This is a genomic window from Devosia sp. XGJD_8 (assembly GCF_046614475.1).
GTDB lineage: Bacteria > Pseudomonadota > Alphaproteobacteria > Rhizobiales > Devosiaceae > Devosia.
The window spans coordinates 368742-387259 of sequence record NZ_JBKJHF010000002.1; the positions used below are offsets into that span (position 1 = coordinate 368742).

At 64.2% G+C, this 18518-nt stretch carries 13 protein-coding genes; 10 read left to right on the plus strand and 3 right to left on the minus strand.

The features are described from left to right. The first annotated feature begins 31 nt into the window (after window positions 1-31). Both ACLI1C_RS17290 and ACLI1C_RS17295 read left to right on the plus strand, forming a co-directional pair. Window positions 32-1006 carry an aldo/keto reductase gene (locus tag ACLI1C_RS17290; RefSeq protein WP_411398798.1) on the plus strand — a complete coding sequence of 325 codons (975 nt, stop codon included), beginning with the start codon at window positions 32-34 and terminating at the stop codon, window positions 1004-1006. Window positions 1007-1244: 238 nt separating this feature from the next. Continuing rightward, complete coding sequence (locus tag ACLI1C_RS17295; protein ID WP_411398799.1) at window positions 1245-4154, plus strand: insulinase family protein; 2910 nt, start codon at window positions 1245-1247, stop codon at window positions 4152-4154. A 51-nt stretch (window positions 4155-4205) separates the two neighbouring features. Here the strand turns inward: ACLI1C_RS17295 and ACLI1C_RS17300 are convergent, their stop codons facing one another. Continuing rightward, entirely contained in the window at window positions 4206-5042 is an 837-nt protein-coding gene (locus ACLI1C_RS17300; protein ID WP_411398800.1) for an aldo/keto reductase, read from the minus strand. A 79-nt stretch (window positions 5043-5121) separates the two neighbouring features. Between ACLI1C_RS17300 and ACLI1C_RS17305 the strand changes: the two genes are divergently transcribed. Genes ACLI1C_RS17305 through ACLI1C_RS17315 form a run of 3 tightly spaced genes read left to right on the plus strand, consistent with a single transcriptional unit; the run spans window position 5122 to window position 7991 of the window. Beyond that, a complete protein-coding gene (locus tag ACLI1C_RS17305; protein ID WP_411398801.1) occupies window positions 5122-6120 on the plus strand; it encodes a ligase-associated DNA damage response exonuclease in 999 nt (332 codons plus the stop codon). Further along, the gene (locus ACLI1C_RS17310) at window positions 6117-7694 is read left to right on the plus strand and encodes a cisplatin damage response ATP-dependent DNA ligase (RefSeq protein ID WP_411398802.1); all 1578 of its coding nucleotides are present in this window, start codon (window positions 6117-6119) and stop codon (window positions 7692-7694) included. Before ACLI1C_RS17305 ends, ACLI1C_RS17310 begins: the two co-directional genes overlap by 4 nt. 9 nt (window positions 7695-7703) lie before the next feature. After that, a complete protein-coding gene (locus ACLI1C_RS17315; protein ID WP_411398803.1) occupies window positions 7704-7991 on the plus strand; it encodes a UvrB/UvrC motif-containing protein in 288 nt (95 codons plus the stop codon). 56 nt (window positions 7992-8047) lie between these two features. On the opposite strand, the gene ACLI1C_RS17320 is transcribed toward ACLI1C_RS17315, so the two are convergent. Together ACLI1C_RS17320 and ACLI1C_RS17325 are read right to left on the minus strand one after the other, a co-directional pair. Next, the gene (locus tag ACLI1C_RS17320) at window positions 8048-8440 is read right to left on the minus strand and encodes a MerR family DNA-binding protein (RefSeq protein ID WP_411398804.1); all 393 of its coding nucleotides are present in this window, start codon (window positions 8438-8440) and stop codon (window positions 8048-8050) included. After that, window positions 8437-10149: a long-chain-fatty-acid--CoA ligase gene (locus ACLI1C_RS17325; protein WP_411398805.1), complete on the minus strand. Its 1713-nt coding sequence runs from the start codon at window positions 10147-10149 to the stop codon at window positions 8437-8439. The genes ACLI1C_RS17320 and ACLI1C_RS17325 overlap by 4 nt, the downstream gene beginning before the upstream one ends. Window positions 10150-10578: 429 nt before the next feature. Between ACLI1C_RS17325 and ACLI1C_RS17330 the strand changes: the two genes are divergently transcribed. The 5 genes from ACLI1C_RS17330 to ACLI1C_RS17350 all read left to right on the plus strand — a co-directional run bounded on the left by ACLI1C_RS17330 (window position 10579) and on the right by ACLI1C_RS17350 (window position 18503). Continuing rightward, complete coding sequence (locus ACLI1C_RS17330; RefSeq protein ID WP_411398806.1) at window positions 10579-13047, plus strand: acyl-CoA dehydrogenase; 2469 nt, start codon at window positions 10579-10581, stop codon at window positions 13045-13047. Between the two features lie 181 nt (window positions 13048-13228). Beyond that, on the plus strand, window positions 13229-15190 hold the full coding sequence (locus tag ACLI1C_RS17335; RefSeq protein WP_411398807.1) for a 3-hydroxyacyl-CoA dehydrogenase NAD-binding domain-containing protein: 1962 nt from the start codon (window positions 13229-13231) through the stop codon (window positions 15188-15190). A 1-nt stretch (window position 15191) separates the two neighbouring features. Beyond that, window positions 15192-16475 (plus strand): acetyl-CoA C-acetyltransferase, encoded by a 1284-nt coding sequence (locus ACLI1C_RS17340; RefSeq protein WP_411398808.1) that lies wholly within the window; start codon window positions 15192-15194, stop codon window positions 16473-16475. Beyond that, window positions 16472-16633 (plus strand): hypothetical protein, encoded by a 162-nt coding sequence (locus ACLI1C_RS17345; protein ID WP_411398809.1) that lies wholly within the window; start codon window positions 16472-16474, stop codon window positions 16631-16633. Before ACLI1C_RS17340 ends, ACLI1C_RS17345 begins: the two co-directional genes overlap by 4 nt. Window positions 16634-16886: 253 nt before the next feature. After that, on the plus strand, window positions 16887-18503 hold the full coding sequence (locus ACLI1C_RS17350; RefSeq protein WP_411398810.1) for a peptide ABC transporter substrate-binding protein: 1617 nt from the start codon (window positions 16887-16889) through the stop codon (window positions 18501-18503). The last annotated feature ends 15 nt before the right edge of the window (window positions 18504-18518 follow it).

The following is an 18518-nucleotide window of genomic DNA, read 5'->3' on the forward strand; positions in this document are numbered from 1 at the left end:
TGCGAAGGCGGCAAGCCATGGAGAGACCATCATGAAGACGAGACGGCTGGGCAAGACGGGCTATGAGGTCTCCGAAATCGGGCTGGGCTGCTGGCAGCTGGGCGGGGATTTCGGGCCGGTAGGCGACGATACGGCCAAGGCCATCCTCGATGCGGCCAATGATGCCGGCGTGACCTTCTGGGACACGGCCGATGTCTATGGCGGGGGGCTGAGCGAGAGCCGGATCGGCAGCCATGGCAAGGGGCCGGGCGTGCATGTGGCGACCAAGCTGGGGCGCGGCGGCGGGCTGTTTCCGGACAATTACTCCAAGGACGGCATCCGGGCGAGCCTCATGGGCTCGGCGCAGCGGCTGGGCGTTGCGAGCCTCGACCTGGCGCAGCTGCATTGCGTGCCGCGGCCGGTGCTGGAAGACGGGGCGATCTTTGGCTGGATGGACGAGCTCAAGGCCGAGGGCCTGGTGCGGCACTGGGGCGCCAGCGTCGAGACGATCGAGGAGGGCTTGATCTGCCTCGAGCAGCCGGGCTGTTCGACACTGCAGATCATTTTCAACCTGTTCCGGCAGGATGCGGCGAAAGAGCTGCTGCCCAAGGCGGCGGAAAAGGATGTCGGCATCATCGTGCGGCTGCCGCTGGCGAGCGGGCTGCTGAGCGGCAAGTATGACAAGACCACGCGGTTCGATGCCAGCGACCACCGCAACTACAATGCCGACGGCAAGGCGTTTTCGGTGGGCGAGACCTTTGCCGGCATTCCCTTCGAACGGGGGGTGGAGCTGGTGGCCGAGTTGCGCGGGCTGGCGCCCGAGGGCATGCCGATGAGCCAGTTTGCGCTGCGCTGGATCCTGGACCATCCACAGGTGTCGACGATCATTGCCGGGGTGAGCAAGCCCGAGCAGCTGGCCGACAATGTCGCCGCCAGCGAGCAGAAGAGCCTGTTCCCGGCGCTGATGGGAAGATTGGGCGAATGGTACGAGCGGGATGTGAAGCCCGAGATCCGGGGCGGGGTCTAGGCTTTTCCTTTTCCCCCATGAGGGAGAAAGGTGCCCCAAGGGCGGATGAGGGGTCTCTTCTCGCGTCTGGCATGGGGGGGCGCAGCACCCCTCACCCTGACACTTCTGCTGAACGCAGAAGTGTCGTCCCTCTCCCTCAAGGGGAGGGGGCGGGCTCAGAGTTTGGTGAAGCCCTAGCGGATCGCGGCTCGCGTCCCTACGTTGTCAACCAACAACAATAATCCTGCCGAGTAGTCTCATGTCCCATCACCAAGCCTTTGAACTGATCCGCGACGAGCATATTGCGGAGGTCAATTCGCAGGCGCAGCTGTTCCGGCACAAGAAGACGGGGGCGGAAGTGCTCAGTCTCGTCAATGACGACGAGAACAAGGTGTTCGGCATCACCTTCAAGACGCCGCCCGAGGATTCGACGGGCATTGCGCATATCCTCGAGCATTCGGTGCTGTGCGGGAGCCGGAAGTATCCGGTCAAGAAGCCGTTCGTGGAGCTGATCAAGGGGAGCCTCAACACCTTCCTCAATGCCATGACCTTTCCGGACAAGACGGCCTATCCGGTGGCGAGCCAGAACCTCAAGGACTTCTACAACCTGGTGGATGTCTATCTCGACGCGGTGTTTTTCCCGCTGATCACCGAGGACACGTTCCGCCAGGAGGGCTGGCATTACGAGCTCGAGGATACGGCGGGCCCGCTGGTCTACAAGGGCGTGGTGTTCAACGAGATGAAGGGCGTGTTCTCCTCGCCCGACGCGGTGATGCGCGATATCGCGCAGCGCTCGCTCTATCCCGACACCACCTATGGCAAGAGTTCGGGTGGCGACCCCAAGGCCATTCCCGAGCTGACCTATGCGCAGTTCAAGCGCTTCCACCAGACATTCTATCACCCGTCCAATACGCGGGCCTTCTTTTCGGGCGATGACGATGCCGCGGCGCGACTGGATATTCTGGACGCCTATTTCAGCCAGTTCGAGCCGGCGCCGGTCGATGCCGAAGTGACGCTGCAACCGCGGTTCAATGCGCCGCGACAGATCGTGGCGAGCTATGCCGGCACCAAGGATGCGGGCAAGGCACGCGATGGCATGGTCTCGGTCAACTGGATGATCGATCCGCCGGCCGACCGTACGGAATCGCTCAGCCATGGCATGCTGAGCTACCTGCTGGCGGGCAATCCGGCGGCACCATTGCGCAAGGCGCTCACCGAAAGCGGGCTGGGCGAGGGCATGACCGGCGGCGGCATCGGCAGCGGGCTGCGCCAGCCGATGGCGAGCTTCGGCATGAAGGGCATCGACCCGGCCGATGCCGGCAAGGTCGAGGCGCTGATCCTTTCGACGCTGGGCGAAATCGCCGAAACCGGCTTTGCGGCAGACCAGCTCGAAGCGGCGGCCAATACGTTCGAATTCAGCCTGCGCGAGAACAATACCGGCTCCTATCCGCGTGGCATGACCTATATGTTCAACGCGCTGGGGACCTGGCTGCATGGCGGCGATCCGCTGGCGCAGCTGCATTTCGAGGATGCGCTGACGGCGCTGAAGGACAAGGCTGGCAAGGGCCACTTCGAGGCGGAAATCCGCCGGCTGTTCCTCGACAATATGCATCGCACCACGGTGACGCTGAGTGCCGACCCCGAGCAGGGGGCGCGCGAGGCGGCGCGGGAGGCCGAGATATTGGCCGAGGTGCGCAAGGGGCTCGATGCGCGGGCGCTGGAAGCGACCGTGGCCGAGACCGAAAAGCTCAAGGCCCTGCAGGAGGAAGTGGACGACCCGGCGCTGCTGGCGAAAATTCCGACGCTGACCCTGGCGGACCTGCCGCGCGAAAGCCGGACTGTGCCGATCGAGATCGGTACGCTGGCCGATGCAAGGCTATTCTACCATGACCTGCCGACGCTGGGGATCCTGTACCTCGATTTCGGCTTCGACCTGCATGTGCTCGACAAGGAATTGCTGCCCTATCTGCCGCTGTTCGGGCGGGCGCTGCTGCAGACCGGGACCAGCAAGGAAGACTTCGTTTCGCTGACGCAGCGCATCGGCCGCTCGACGGGCGGCATTGCGCAGCATCGGGGCCTGTCCTCCCGGCAGGGCAGCGACGGCAGTGCGGCGTGGTTCTTCCTCTCGGGCAAGGCCGTGCCGGACAAAATCGAGGAAATGCTGGCCATCATGGGCGATGTGCTGCTCGATGCTCGGCTCGACAACCGGGCGCGCTTCAAGCAGATGGCGCTCGAGGAAAAAGCGGGCTTTGAGGCGCGGCTGGTGCCGAGCGGCAATGCCATCGTCGACACGCGGCTGAAATCGGGGCTGACCGAGGCGAGCTGGATCGCCGAGCAGCTGGGTGGCGTGAGCTATCTGCAGTTCCTGCGCGAGCTGGTGGGCCGCATCGAGAGCGACTGGGACGGGGTCGAGGCGGTGTTAAAGCGCATCCGCGACACGCTGTTCAACCGCGGGCGCATGGTGGTCAATGTCACGGCGGACGGATCGCTGTGGGAGCGCGCCAGGGGCGAGATCGAGAGCTTTCTCGGGCGGCTGCCCAACCAGGATTTTGCCCTGGCCGACTGGAGCGTGGATTTCCGGCCCAGGTCGGAAGGTCTGATCATTCCGGCGCAGGTCAATTATGTGGGCAAGGGCGCCAATCTGAGGGCGCTCGGCTTCGAGTTGACCGGGGCGTCCAGCGTGGTGCTGAAATTCCTCAACACCACCTATCTCTGGGACAAGGTGCGCGTGCAGGGCGGGGCCTATGGCGGATCGAGCCGGTTCGACCTGACCTCGGGCAATTTCAGCTTCCTGTCCTATCGCGACCCCAACCTGCTCAAGACGCTGGACGCCTATGACGGAGCGAGCAAGGCGCTCAATGCCGGGATCGGCGAGAATGACCTGACGCGCTCGATCATCGGGGTGATCGGGGATGTGGACGGCTATGAATTCCCGGACGCCAAGGGCTATTCGTCGATGTGGCGGCAGCTGACCGGCACGACGGACGCCATTCGGCAGCAGCGGCGGGACGAAATCCTCGGGACCACGGCGGCTGACTTCAAGCGACTGGCCGAGGCGGTGGATGCGGTGGCCAAGCATGGACATGTGGTGGTGCTGGGCGGCGAGGCGGCGATCACCGCGGCCAATGACAAGCGGCCGGGGCTGATGGACGTGACGAAGGTGATGTGACGGCTCTCGCCTTCTTGCTGGGAAACTAGATAGCGCTATGGCGACACGCGCCTAGATCATCTCCAGCGTCTGCTTGCGCCGGGGCGGTGGAAAGGCCCTGTCGAGCTTCGCCAGGTCGGCCTCGGTGAGTTCGATGTCGAGAGCGCCGAGGTTTTCGCTCACCCGCTCGGCCCGGCCGGTCTTTGGGATGGCAATGACGCCGGGCCGACGCATCACCCAGGCCAGGGCAATCTGGGCGGGCGTCGCCCCGTGCCCGTCGGCGATGTCTGCAAGCGTGGCGTCATTGAGCAGGGCGCCCTGCTCGATGGGGGAGTATGCCATCACCGGCATGGCGCGGCGCTGCGCCTGGGGCAGCAGGTCGAACTCGATGCCGCGCCGGGTCAGGTTATAGAGCACCTGATTGGCGGCACAGTTGCGGGAGATGGCATCGAGTTCGGCAAGATCGGACGGATCGAAATTGGAGACGCCCCAGCGCAGGATTTTGCCAGCCCTGACCAGATCCTCGAAGGCGCGCACGGTTTCGGTCAGTGGCACCGAGCCGCGCCAATGCAGCAGATAGAGGTCGAGCCGATCGGTCCCGAGGCGCTTGAGGCTCGCTTCGCAGGCGGCGATCGCCCTGACGCGACCGGCATTTGATGGCAACACCTTGCTGACCAGAAATGTAGCGTCACGTCTGCCGGCAATGGCTTCGCCCAACACCTGTTCGGCGCCGCCCGAGCCATACATTTCGGCGGTGTCGAACAGGGTTACGCCCTGATCGAGCCCGGCTCTCAAGGTAGCGACTTCGCCGGCTATGTCGGCATTGCGCTCGCCCATTTTCCAGGTGCCGAGGCCAAAAATCGGGATGGACGTGCCGTCTGGCAGAGCGGTGGTTGGAATATCGCGCATGTGCGTTCACCTTGATTGTCTGCTGGAGCAACCTGATGCGACTATGGCTCGTTCCATTGCGCAAGCGAGAAAGTAAGCGATGCTGCTGGACCGAAACCTCCATATCCGCGCTATCGAGGCCTTCATCGATCCGTCTACGCCCAAGGAGCGGGCGATCATCACGCATGGCCATGCCGATCACGCGCGGAGCGGGCATGGTTCGGTGCTGGCGACGCCCGATACGATCGCCATCATGAAAGTGCGCTATGGCGAGGACTGCGCCGGGCGGTTCGAGGCGCTGGATTTCGGTGTGCCGCTCGCCATCGACGATCTGACGATCACGTTTTTCCCCGCCGGACATGTGCTTGGATCGGCGCAGGTGCTGATCGAGAAGGACGGACAGCGGGTGGTGGTGACCGGCGACTACAAGCGCCTGCCGGACCGGACTTCGCAGCTGTATGAGCTGGTGGAATGCGACCTCCTGGTGACCGAGGCGACATTCGGGCTGCCGGTGTTCCAGCATCCGCATCCGAGTGTCGAGATCGGGCGGCTGCTGAAGTCGGTGGCCGACCAGCCGGAACGCTGCCACATGGTGGGATGCTATGCCCTGGGCAAGGCGCAGCGGGTGATCGGCCTGTTGCGCGATGCCGGCTGGGACCGGCCGATCTATCTGCATGGCGCGATGATCCGGCTGTGTGAGCTCTATGAGGAACGGGGCGTGCCGCTCGGGACGCTGATCCCGGCTACGGGCATGCCCAAGGCGGCGATGGCAGGGCAGATCGTCATCGCGCCGCCGGCGGCCATCCGCGACCGTTGGAGCCGGCGCTTTCCCGACCCGGTGACGTGCCAGGCTTCGGGCTGGATGAGCGTCAAGCAGCGGGCGCGGCAGGCGCTGGTGGAACTGCCGCTGGTGATTTCGGACCATTGCGACTGGGGCGAATTGCAGCAGACCATCCACGAGACCAGGGCCGAGACCGTGTGGGTGACGCATGGGCGGGAGGATGCGCTGGTCTACTGGTGCCGGACGCAGGGACTCCAGGCCGAGCCGCTCAATATCCAGGGCTTCGAAGACGATGGCGGGGAGGGCGCGGAGGAATGAAGCGCTTTGCCGAATTGCTGGAGCTACTGGCGCTGACGCCGTCGCGGACGCGCAAGCTGACGGCGCTGACGCAGTATTTCCGCGAGGTGCCGGATCCGGACCGGGGCTTTGCGCTGGCAGTGCTGACCGGCGCGCTGACCTTCCGCAATGTGAAGCCGGCCTTGCTCAAGGAAACGGTGCTGCGCGAGGTGGACGAGACGCTGTTCGCCATGAGCTATGACTATGTCGGAGACCTAGGCGAGACCATTGCGCTGATCTGGCCGCATCATGGGGCGGAGGGCGACCTGCCCTCGCTGACGGACCTGATCGAACTGTTCAATACGACCTCGAAATCGGACCTGCCCAAGCTGATCGCGGCCCTGCTGACGCAGGCGGGGATCAATGAGCGCTGGGCGCTGGTGAAGCTGGCGACGGGGGCGCTGCGCATCGGGGTTTCGGCGCGGCTGGCCAAGACGGCGCTGGCGGAAATGAGCGGCGTGCCGGTGCAGGAGATCGAGGAGGTCTGGCACGGGCTCAAGGTGCCCTATGCCGAGCTGTTTGCCTGGCTGGATGGCAATGCGGAGCGGCCCGATATCGATCAATCGGCGCGGTTTCACCCGCTGATGCTGAGCAATCCGATCGACGAGGAAAAGGACCTGGGCAAGCTCGATCCGCAGGATTTTGCGGCCGAGTGGAAATGGGACGGCATCAGGGTGCAGCTGGTGCTCGGCGGGGGGACGGTATCGCTGTTTTCGCGCACGGGCGACGATATCGCGCCGGCTTTTCCCGACATTGTACAAAATGTGCAGGGCATGGCGGTGCTGGACGGGGAATTGCTGGTAGGCAAGAATTTCGACCCCGGCAGCTTCAACGACCTGCAGCAGCGGCTGAACAAGAAGGTGGCGAGCCCCAAGCATCTCAAGGAGAGCCCGGCCTTCATCCGGGTCTATGATATCCTGTTTGACGGGGGCGAGGACGTGCGGGTGCTGGACTGGACCGCGCGGCGGGCGCGGCTGGAGGCATGGTTCAAGGCCAATCCGCAGACGCGGCTGGACCTGTCCGAAGTGCTGCCCTTTGCCGACTGGGACGACCTGGCGGCGCAGCGGCGGCAGGGGGCGGATGAACACGGCCATGAGGGCGTGATGATCAAGCTGCGGAGCTCGCCCTATGTGCCAGGGCGGCCCAAGGGCTACTGGTTCAAATGGAAGCGCGACCCCAATGTGGTGGATGCCGTGCTGATGTATGCGCAGCGCGGGCATGGCAAGCGGAGTTCGTTCTATTCGGACTATACGTTTGGCGTGTGGAAGGGCAATGAGATCGTGCCGATCGGCAAGGCCTATTTCGGCTTCACCGACGAGGAGCTGAAGCTGCTCGACAGATGGATCCGGGCCAATACGCTGCAGGCCTTCGGGCCGGTGCGCGAGGTGAAGAAGGAACTGGTGTTCGAGGTGGCGTTCGACTCGGCGCAGGAGAGTACGCGGCACAAATCGGGCGTGGCGCTGCGGTTTCCGCGCATCAGCCGGATCCGCTGGGACAAGCCGGCCAGCGAGGCGGCGACGCTGGCGGATATGGCCGTGTTCGTGGCGGCCAGCTAGGAGGATGTGATGTCATCGCGATCCATTCACGAGCGCCTGGTGGCGCTGGAAAAACAGATGCAGGCCGCAGCCGAGGCGATGGATTTCGAGACGGCGACCAGCTTGCGCAACGAGATGGCGCGGATCAAGGGCGAGGCGCCGCTGCAGCCGGGCGATGCCGATACGGTGACCGTCGGCCAGCCGCCGCCGGGTGCGATGGGGCTGGGCACGCAGGTGCCGGTGCGCCAGCCACCCAAGGGCTGGGTCAAGCCGAAGAAGCCGGATCTGATGACGAAGAATGTGAAGGGGCGGAAGTAGGACCCCTCATCCGCCCTTCGGGCACCTTCTCCCGCAAGGGGAGAAGGGAAGGTAGGTCAGCCCGTCTTGTCCAGCCGTTCGCCGGCCAGTTTCCGGATTTCGCGCAGCTCGGCGATGGTGGTCTGGAGGTCCTGGAGCTGGGCTTCGAGGGAGGCGAGGCGTTCGTCGACCTTGGCGGTCAGCAGGTGGACCTGCTGGCTGCGGTTGGCGTCGTAGAGGCTGAGATAGTCGGAAATGTCGCGCAGCGAAAAGCCCAGCCGCTTGCCGCGCAGGATGAGGATCAGCCGGGCGCGGTCGCGGCGGCGGAAGACGCGGGTCGCCCCGACGCGCTCGGGCGAGAGCAGGCCCTTGGCTTCGTAGAAGCGGATGGCGCGGGTCGAGATGCCGAACTCCTTGGCGAGTTCGGCTATGGCGAAGAGGTCGCGCGTTTCGGGGGTGGCGCGGGTCACTTGTGGGCCTTCCGCTCGGCATATTCGGCGCGCAGCTCTTTCTTGCTGAGCTTGCCGATCAGGGTCTTGGGCAAGGCGTCCTTGAAGATGATCTGCCTGGGCATCTCGATCTTGTTGAGACGCTCGGCGAGGAAATGCTTGAGGGCTTCCTCGGTGATGGTCTGGCCGGCCTTGAGCTTGACATAGGCGACGGGGGCTTCGCCGCGATATTCGTCGGGCACGCCGATGACGTTGGTCTCCTCCACCGCTTCATGGGTCATCAGCGCCTCCTCGATGGTGCGCGGATAGACGTTGAAGCCCGAGCAGATGATCAGGTCCTTGATGCGGTCGACGAGGAAGACATAGCCGTCCTCGTCCATGTGACCGACATCGCCGGTGCGCAGCCAGCCATCCATGAAGGCGTCCCGGGTGGCGTCGGGATTGTCGTAATAGCCGGCCATGACCTGGGCGCCCTTGACCTGCAATTCGCCATCCTCGCCGATGCCGACGGGCTGGCTGGTGTCGATATTGACGAAGCGGATATCGGTGGCGGGCAGGGGCAGGCCGATCGACATGGGCTTGGAGGCGACGCGCAGGGCGGCGCAGCAGACCACGGGGGAGGCTTCGGTGAGGCCATAGCCTTCGGCCAGGATCGCCTTGGACTTCTTGGCAAAGGCGTGGCGCACCTCGTCGGCCAGGGCGGCGCCGCCGGAAATGCAGACTTCAAGGCTGGCCAGGTGTTCGGGCGTGACGCTATCGGCGCGGGCGATAGCGTTGAGCAGGGTGGGCACGGCGGGCAGGACATTGGCCTTGGTGCGGGCCAGCAGGTTGAGCAGAGCCTTGAGCTCGAAGCGCGGCAGCATCACCACCTGGGTGCCGTTGCAGAGCGGCACGTTCATGCAGACGGTCATGGCGAAGATGTGGAAGAAGGGCAGGACGGCGACGACCTTGCTGGGCGGGTAGAACAGGCCACAGCCCCATTTGTCGATCTGGCTCATATTGGCCGCGATATTGGCATGGGTGAGCAGGGCGCCCTTGGGAATGCCCGTGGTGCCGCCGGTATATTGCTGAACGGCGATGTCGTTTTTCGGATCGATGACGACCGCGTCGGGCGTCTCGTTGCGGCCGATCATGTCGTGGAAATGCACGATGCGGTCGGCGACGGGCGAAGCGCCGAGCTTTGCCAGATCCTTGCGCTTGACCACCGAGAACAGGATCTTCTTGACCAGCGGCAGGGCATCGGGGAAGTGGCAGACGACCAGCGACTTGACGTGACCCCCCTCGACCAGCTTTTCGGCCTTCTCGAAAATCTGCTGCAGATCGAGCGTCACCATGATGTCGGCGCCGGCATTGGCCGTGATGTGGCTGAGCTCGTGCACGGTGTAGAGCGGGTTGCAGTTGACCACGGTGCCGCCGGCACGCAGCACCGCATAATAGGCGATAGGATAGAAGGGCGTGTTGGGCAGCATCAGCGCGACCCTGGAGCCCTTGGTGACGCCGAACTGGTGCTGGAGGGCGCCGGCAAAGGCGATGATCTTCTTGGCCAGATCGCCAAAGGTCGTGGTGCCGCCAAGGAAATCGAGGGCCACGGCGGAGGGATTCCTGGCGCAGGCGGCGAGCACCTGCTCATGGACGGGCCTGGTGTCGAGCTCGACATCCCAGGCGATGCCGTCGGGATAGCTGGCGATCCAGGGGCGCAGGGGGGCAGCAGTATCGAGCTTGGTGTCCATGGCTTCCTCCATATGCCGTTTTCGGCAGTTGGGCTTGTCGCCCTTGTGAGACGAATATTTCATGGCTTTACGTTAGCGTCAAACGGCTGTCCGAACTTGTGGAGGGGTTTGGCGTTGACGTGCAGGGCAGGTTTCGTGGGAGGCGGCTCAGGATGCCCTATGGGATGTGGGCGGAAAGGCCCCCTCACTCGACCCCGAGGCGGTCTAACTCCCCCCAAAAGGGAAGAGGTGATGAGGGGCAGTAAACGGCGATTGGTTGACGTATACGTAAACCTTGCTAAACTAGCCTCAACAACAGGGTCCGCCCGCGTTATGATCCCGGCGCGGCAGGCCCAACGACCAAGCCGAACGATTCGGCGACTGGTCTGACGTTCTGGGATTGAGTTGCTCCGCCCGTGCTGGCGTGAGTGGCGCCATGGAGGGCATGCCGTGACCTTTGCGCTTATTGCGATCAGCCTCATCGTCTTCGCTGTTCTGGCCATGCGGGAAAGTCCCTTGTGGCAATGGGGCGTCGCCGTGGTGGTGATCGGCCTACTGGCAGGCCTCGATTTCCCCGATAGCGGCATCAGCTATGGCCTGGGGGCCGGCAGCTGGGTGCTGCTGGTGATCGGCGCGCTTCTGCTGGTGCTCAGCGTGGAGGCGATCCGCAAGCCGGTGCTGATCAAGCCGATCTATGGCGCGGTCAAATCCATCCTTCCTCGGGTCAGCCGGACGGAGCAGGAAGCGCTCGATGCCGGTACGGTCGGCTGGGATGCGGAGCTGTTTTCGGGTCGCCCCAACTGGGACAAGCTCACTGCCATCCGCCCGCTGACGCTGACCGCCGAAGAGCAGGCCTTCATCGATGGTCCGACCAATGTGGTCTGCTCGATGATCGACGACTGGGACACGCGCAACAATCGCGCGGACCTGTCTCCCGAAGTCTGGCAATTCCTCAAGGATAACGGGTTCCTGGGCATGCTGATCGCCAAGGAGCATGGCGGGCTGGGCTTCGGCGCGCAGGCGCAGTCGATGATCGTTTCCAAGATCTCCAGCCGCTCGGTAGCGGCGGGCATTACGGTGATGGTGCCCAATTCGCTCGGGCCGGGAGAACTGCTGGAAAAATACGGCACGCATGAGCAGAAAGAGAAGTATCTGGGCCGCCTGGCCAAGGGGCTGGAAGTGCCCTGCTTTGCGCTGACCGGGGTGCATTCGGGTTCGGATGCCGGCGGCATGCGCGATATCGGCGTGGTCACCAAGGGCACGTATCAGGGCAAGGAAATGCTGGGCGTCAAGCTCAGCTTCGACAAGCGCTACATCACGCTGGCGCCGATCGCGACGCTGGTGGGCCTGGCCTTCATCCTCAAGGACCCGGACAACCTCCTGGGGCGCGGCACCGAGATCGGCATCACGCTGGCGCTGGTGCCGCATGACCATCCCGGCGTCGAAATCGGCCGGCGGCATTTCCCGGCACGGCAGGCCTTCATGAATGGCCCGGTGCGCGGCACGGATGTGTTCATCCCCATGGATTTCCTGATCGGCGGCACGGACTATGCCGGGCAGGGCTGGCGCATGCTGATGGAATGCCTGTCGACCGGGCGCGCCATTTCGCTGCCGGCGATCGGCACGACCTCGATCAAGCAGGCCCTGCGGGTCACCTCGGCCTATGCGCGGGTGCGGCGGCAGTTCGGCATTCCGGTCGGCATCATGGAAGGCGTGGCCGAGCCGCTCGGCGAGATGGTCAAGCGCGCCTATACCTATGAGGCGAGCCGCCGGCTGACGGCGTCGATGGTGGACGAGGGGCAGCGCCCTGCGGTGATTTCGGCCCTGCTGAAATACCGCACCACCGAAGCCATGCGCGATAGCGTCGATGACAGCTTCGACATTCACGGTGGCCGCGCCATCCAGGACGGGCCGGGCAATTATCTGTTCGGCGGCTATATGGCGACGCCGGTGGCCATCACCGTGGAAGGCGCCAATATCCTGACGCGCACGCTGATGACCTTTGCCCAGGGCGTGCTGCGGGCGCATCCTTTCCTCTACAAGGAAATCGAGGCGGTGCAGAACAAGGACAAGAAGGCTGGACTCGACCAGTTCGATCGCGCCTTCGGAGGGCATACGAAATTCATGCTGCGCAATATCGCAGCGAGCTTCCTGCATGGCATTTCCAACGGCGCCTTTGCCTCGACGCCGAACCAGGGGCCGATGGCGCATTGGTATCGCCGGCTGCATCGCTACAGCCAGGCCTTCGCGCTGACGGCCGACTGGACGACGGTGTTCCTGGGCGGGGCGCTCAAGCGCAAGCAGAAGATTTCCGGCCGCATGGCCGATATCCTGGGCGAACTCTACCTGATGTCGGCAACGCTGCGCCGCTTCGAGGACGAAGGGCGGATTGCCGAGGACCGGGAACTGGTCGAGGCGATCATGGCCGATCGGGTTGCCGCGATGGAAAAGAGCTTCGGCGAAATCTTCGCCAATTTCCCCAATCCGGCCTTTGCCTGGGCAATGCGCGTGCTCTGCTTCCCGCTGGGCCGCCATGCCAAGCCGGCCAGCGACCGGGTGAATTATCGCTTCGTGCGCGCCGTGCTGCGGCCGGGCGCGTTCCGCGACCGTCTGACGACGGGAACCTATGTCTCGATGGACCCCAATGACGTGACGGGCGTTCTGGAAGACGCGCTGATCAAGGTGACCGAGGCCGAGGAAATCGAGGCCAAGTTCGTCAAGGCGGCTCGCAAGGGCGTCATCGAGCGGCGGCTGGATCGCGATGCGATCGACGATGCCGTTGCGGCGGGTGTGCTGAGCGGCAACGAGGCCGGCATCATGCGGGCGGCCGATGAGGCGACCGACCGGGTGGTCAAGGTGGATGACTTTGCGCCCGATGAACTGGCGGCAGAGGGCAAGGACCGCGTCGCAGCGGAGTAATTTGCGGCTGCGTTTGCAGTCGATTCCTTCCCCACAAGGGGGAGGATCAAGGGTGGGGGATATCCGCTAGGGCGGAGTGCGTGGCTCACCCCCACCCTCATTCCCTCCCCACAAGGGGGAGGGAGGCCCGTCCGGCGGGTGGGCGGAAAATGGCGCAAAGCCGAGGACTTGAGGAGACAAGATGATCCAGCCGCAAATGCCGGAGACCAAGCATTGGAGCTTCCACCGCGATGTGGAGAACCTGGGCTGGCTCACCATCAACACGCCGGGCGCGCCGGTCAACACGCTGAGCCGCGAGGCGATCACCGAGCTCGAACAGCTGGTGAGCCGCTTCGAAGCGCTGGCGCAGACGGGCGAGCTGGCGGGCGTGATCCTGCTTTCGGGCAAGGATAGCGGCTTCATTGCCGGGGCGGACGTTTCCGAATTCGATGCGATGAGCGACTTCTCGGTATTGCCCGAAGCGCTGCGGCGCACGCATGCGCTGTTCGCGCGCATCGAGGCACTCAAGATCCCCGTGGTTGCCGGCATTCACGGCTTCTGCCTGGGGGGTGGGCTCGAACTGGCGCTGGCCTGCCACTATCGCGTGGCAGTCAATGACGACAAGACGCGCATCGGCTTTCCGGAAGTGAACCTGGGCATCTTTCCCGGCTTTGGCGGCACTGGACGCTCGATCCGCCAGGCGGGGCCGGTCGACGCGATGCAGATCATGCTGACCGGGCGCATGCTCAAGGCTGGCGCGGCGCGGGGCATGAACCTGGTCGACAAGCTGGTGCGCCACCGTGACATGCTGCGCTGGGAAGCGCGCAAGGCGGTACTGCAGAAGCGGAGATCGAGCGAGGCGGGCCTCACCAAGAAAGTCATGGCCATGGGGCCGCTGCGCGGCTATGTGGCCGGCAAGATGCGCGAGCAGGCGGGCAAGAAGGCGCGGGTGGAGCACTACCCGGCGCCCTTCGCGCTGATCGACCTGTTCGAAAAGCATGGCGACGACTGGAAGGCGATGATCGCCGGCGAGGTGGATGCCTTCGTGCCGCTGATGGGCAGCGACACGGCGACCAATCTGCGCCGGGTGTTCTTTGCCTCGGAAGCGCTCAAGAAGCAGGGCACCAAGGGGGCCAGGTTCGCGCGCGTGCATGTGATCGGCGCCGGGGTCATGGGTGGCGACATTGCCGCCTGGTGCGCGTTGCGCGGCATGAGCGTTACGCTGCAGGATCTCGACATGGAGCGCATCAAGCCCGCGCTCGACCGCGGCAAGAAGCTGTTCAAGAAGCGGCTCAAGAAAAAGCACGAGGTCGATGCGGCGGTGCTGCGGCTCGAGGCTGACCCCACCGGCAAGGGCGTCAGCCGGGCCGATGTGATCATCGAGGCGGTGGTGGAAAAGCTCGAGGTCAAGCAGGCCATTTTCGGCGGGCTGGAAGACAGGCTCAAGCCGGGGGCGATCCTGGCCACCAATACATCCTCGATTGAGCTCGAACGCATTGCGGAAAAGCTCAAGCGGCCGGAGCGCCTGATCGGGCTGCATTTCTTCAATCCGGTGGCGCAGCTGCCGCTGGTGGAAGTGATCCGCTCGACCTTCAATACCGATGCCGAGATCGGCATGGGCGCGGCCTTTGCGCTGGCCATCGGCAAATCGCCTGTGGTGGTCAAGTCGGTGCCGGGCTTCCTCGTGAACCGGGTGCTGATGCCCTATATGCTGGGCGCGGTCGAACGGGTGGAGCGCGGCGAGAGCAAGGAGCTGCTCGATGCGGCAGCGGTGGCCTTCGGCATGCCGATGGGGCCGATCGAGCTGATGGATACCGTCGGGCTCGACGTTGGCAAGTCGGTGGCGACCGAGCTGGGCCATGCCGTGCCCGAGGGCAGCAATTTCGACACTCTGGTCAAGGCCGGAAAACTCGGCCGCAAGACGGGCGAAGGCTTCTACAAGTGGGTCGACGGCAAGGCGCAGAAGGGCGAGGTGCCGGCGCATGCCGACCTGGCCGGGCTGGGCCGCGAACTGGTCAAGCCGCTGGTCGACATGACCGAGGTGGTGGTGGCCGAGGGCGTCGTCGCCAATGACGGGCTGGCCGATATCGGGGTGATCATGGGGACCGGTTTCGCACCGTTCCTGGGCGGTCCGCTCAAAGCAAGAAAAGACGGGAAGGCGTAAGATGGCTGAACTTCGGAAAGTCGCGATTGTCGGTTCGGCGCGCATCCCGTTTGCCCGCGGCAACAGTGCCTATGTGGAGGAGACCAACCTCTCCATGCTCGGAACGGTCCTGGCCGGGCTGGCGGACAAATATGGGCTCAAGGGCGAGAAGATCGACGAGGTCGTGGCCGGGGCGGTGATCGGGCATAGCCGCGATTTCAACCTGGCGCGCGAGGCGACGCTGGATGCCGGCTATTCGCCGCGCACCCCGGGCACGACGATGCAGATTGCCTGCGGCACGAGCCTGCAGGCGGCGCTGGTGCTGGCGGCCAAGATTGCGTCAGGCGAGATCGACAGCGGCATTGCCGCCGGCTCGGATACAGTGAGCGACAGCCCGATCGTCTTCGGCAACAAGTTCCAGCACCGGCTGCTGGAGGTGAACAAGGCGCGCTCGACGGGCGAGAAGTTCAAGGCGTTCAAGGGCTTTTCCTTCGGCGAGCTGACGCCGGTGGCGCCATCGGTCAACGAGCCGCGCACGGGGCTTTCCATGGGGCAGCATTGCGAGCTGATGGCGCGCGAATGGGGCATTACCCGGGAGGCGCAGGACGCGCTGGCGGTGGCGAGCCACCGCAATGCGGCCAAGGCCTATGACGAGGGCTTTCACGATGACCTGCTGGTGCCCTGTGCCGGCCTGGTGCGGGACAACAATGTGCGGGCGGACGCCAATATCGAGAAGATGGCGACGCTGAAGCCGGCCTTCGACAAGACGAGCGGAAATGGGACGCTGACGGCGGGCAATTCGACGCCGCTGACCGATGGCGCCTCCGCCGTGCTGCTGGCGAGCGAGGAATGGGCCAAGGCCCGCGGTCTGCCGATCCTGGCCTATCTCACCACCGGTCGGGTGGCGGGCAATGACTTCGCGCATGGCGAGGGCCTGCTGATGGCGCCGACCATTGCGGTCAGCGAGATGCTGGCGCGGGCAGGGCTGAGCTTTGCCGATATCGACTATTTCGAGCTGCATGAGGCCTTTGCCGCGCAGGTGCTGTCGACGCTCAAGGCCTGGGAAGATGCGGACTATTGCAAGACCGTGCTGGGCCGTGACACGGTGCTCGGGCCGGTGGATCCGGCCAAGATCAACGTCAAGGGATCGAGCCTGGCCTATGGGCATCCCTTTGCCGCGACCGGGGCGCGTATCCTGGGCCTGACGGCCAAGCTGCTCTCCACCGAGCCGGGCAAGCGGGCGCTGATCAGCGTCTGCACGGCGGGTGGGCAGGGCGTGACCGCAATCGTCGAGAGCGCAGCATGAACGAGAATGTCGTCAAATTCCGCCGTCCGGAAAAGAAGCCGGAACCGCCGGTGAAGAAGCCGCGCGGCCCCATGCCGGGCTGGGTGCCGTTCGCGGCGCTGGTGGCTGTGGCCGTGGCGATCTACGGCGTGCAGCAGTCGGGCCTGCTGGGCGGCTAGCATGTCGTTTCCCACAGCGGGAGCGGGACGCAAAGCCGTTCCCGGTTTGGCCTCGTACACAGTATGTTAATAATTCCGCCAGCCTTGACGCTTAGGTCAATCTTTTGCTTGTCAGTGGACGGAAATGCGTAATACCGTCCAGCAATCTTGACCGCCGGGTCAAATCCGGCGGCCGCAAGACTATTGAACTCCGCAGCGACACGATTGCGGGAACAAGACGATTTCGGGAATTCCACAAGGAGATGGGACGACAATGAAATTCACGCAAACCCTGACCGCGGTAGCGACCGCCGGCGCCATGGCGCTGCTGATGAGCAGCGCTGCCTCGGCCGTGACGCTCAATATGATGAACGGCTCCGAACCCGGCTCGATCGACCCGCATCAGGCGTCGGGCGACTGGGAAAACCGCATCATCGGCGACTATATCGAAGGGCTGATGACGGAAGACGCCAATGCCGAGGCCATTCCGGGCCAGGCCGAGAGCTACACCGTTTCCGACGATGGCCTGGTTTATACCTTCACGCTGCGTGACGGCATCCAGTGGTCCGACGGCACCCCGGTGACGGCCGGCGATTTCGTCTTTGCCTTCCAGCGCCTGTTCAATCCGGCGACCGCCTCGGACTATGCCTATCTGCAGTTCCCGATCCTGAACGGTTCGGAAATCGCCGAAGGCACCGTGACCGATTTCAACGAGCTCGGCGTCAAGGCGATCGACGACAAGACCCTCGAAATCACCCTTGAAGGCCCGACGCCCTTCTTCCTGCAGGCGCTGACCCACTACACCGCCTATCCCGTGCCGAAGCATGTGATCGACGAGGTCGGCGACGACTGGACCAAGGTCGAGAACATCGTCTCGAACGGCCCCTATACCCCCACCGAGTGGGTTCCGGGCAGCTACATCAAGTCGGTCAAGTCCGAGACCTACTGGGACGCCGCCAATGTCCAGATCGACGAAGTGAACTACTTCGTGCAGGACGACCTGGCTGCCGCCCTGTCGCGCTACCGCGCCGGCGAATATGACATCCTGACCGACATTCCGTCGGACCAGGCAGAGTGGATCAAGACCAACCTGCCCGGCCAGGATTATTTCGCCCCGTTCCTGGGCGTCTACTACTACGTCATCAACCAGGAAAAGCCGCCATTCGACAATGCCGACGTGCGCAAGGCGCTGTCGATGACCATCAACCGCGACGTGATCGGTCCGGACGTGCTGGGCACCGGCGAAGTGCCGGCCTATGGCTGGGTCCCGCCGGGCACTGCCAACTATGAAGGCGTCGAGCCCTACCAGCCCGAATGGATCGGCCTGTCCTACGAAGAGCGCGTGGCGGAAGCCAAGACGATCATGGAAGGCCTGGGCTATACGGCCGAGACGCCGCTGGCCGTCCAGCTCAAGTACAATACCAACGACAACCACCAGCGCATCGCCGTGGCGATCAGCTCGATGTGGGAACAGATCGGCGTCAAGACCGAGCTGTTCAACTCGGAAACCGCCGTGCACTACGACAGCCTGCGTGCCGGTGACTTCGAGATCGGCCGTGCCGGCTGGCTGCTCGACTACTCGGATCCGTCCAACACGCTCGACCTGCTCCGCCAGGGCATCGAGCAGGAAGGCACCACCAACTGGGGCAACAACTATGGCCGCTATTCGAACGACGAGTTCGAAGCGCTGATGGATCAGGCCACCACCGAGCAGGACCTGGCCGCCCGCGCCAAGATGCTCGGCGATGCCGAAAAGATCGCCATGGATGAGACCGGCGCAATGCCGATCTACTGGTACATCGCCCAGAACGTCGTGTCGCCGAAGGTCACCGGTTTCGTCAGCAACGCATCGGATATCCACCGTACGCGTTGGCTCTCGAAGTCCGAGTAATCTCGTAAAACCCTG

Excerpts from the sequence above, each read along its gene's own strand:
- ACLI1C_RS17290 (WP_411398798.1), top strand. The coding sequence starts at position 32 with ATGAAGACGAGACGGCTGGGCAAGACGGGCTATGAGGTCTCCGAAATC.
- ACLI1C_RS17345 (WP_411398809.1), top strand. The coding sequence starts at position 16,472 with ATGAACGAGAATGTCGTCAAATTCCGCCGTCCGGAAAAGAAGCCGGAA.
- ACLI1C_RS17300 (WP_411398800.1), bottom strand. The coding sequence starts at position 5,042 with ATGCGCGATATTCCAACCACCGCTCTGCCAGACGGCACGTCCATCCCG.
- ACLI1C_RS17340 (WP_411398808.1), top strand. The coding sequence starts at position 15,192 with ATGGCTGAACTTCGGAAAGTCGCGATTGTCGGTTCGGCGCGCATCCCG.
- ACLI1C_RS17295 (WP_411398799.1), top strand. The coding sequence starts at position 1,245 with ATGTCCCATCACCAAGCCTTTGAACTGATCCGCGACGAGCATATTGCG.
- ACLI1C_RS17305 (WP_411398801.1), top strand. The coding sequence starts at position 5,122 with ATGCTGCTGGACCGAAACCTCCATATCCGCGCTATCGAGGCCTTCATC.
- ACLI1C_RS17310 (WP_411398802.1), top strand. The coding sequence starts at position 6,117 with ATGAAGCGCTTTGCCGAATTGCTGGAGCTACTGGCGCTGACGCCGTCG.
- ACLI1C_RS17325 (WP_411398805.1), bottom strand. The coding sequence starts at position 10,149 with ATGGACACCAAGCTCGATACTGCTGCCCCCCTGCGCCCCTGGATCGCC.
- ACLI1C_RS17315 (WP_411398803.1), top strand. The coding sequence starts at position 7,704 with ATGTCATCGCGATCCATTCACGAGCGCCTGGTGGCGCTGGAAAAACAG.
- ACLI1C_RS17350 (WP_411398810.1), top strand. The coding sequence starts at position 16,887 with ATGAAATTCACGCAAACCCTGACCGCGGTAGCGACCGCCGGCGCCATG.
- ACLI1C_RS17335 (WP_411398807.1), top strand. The coding sequence starts at position 13,229 with ATGATCCAGCCGCAAATGCCGGAGACCAAGCATTGGAGCTTCCACCGC.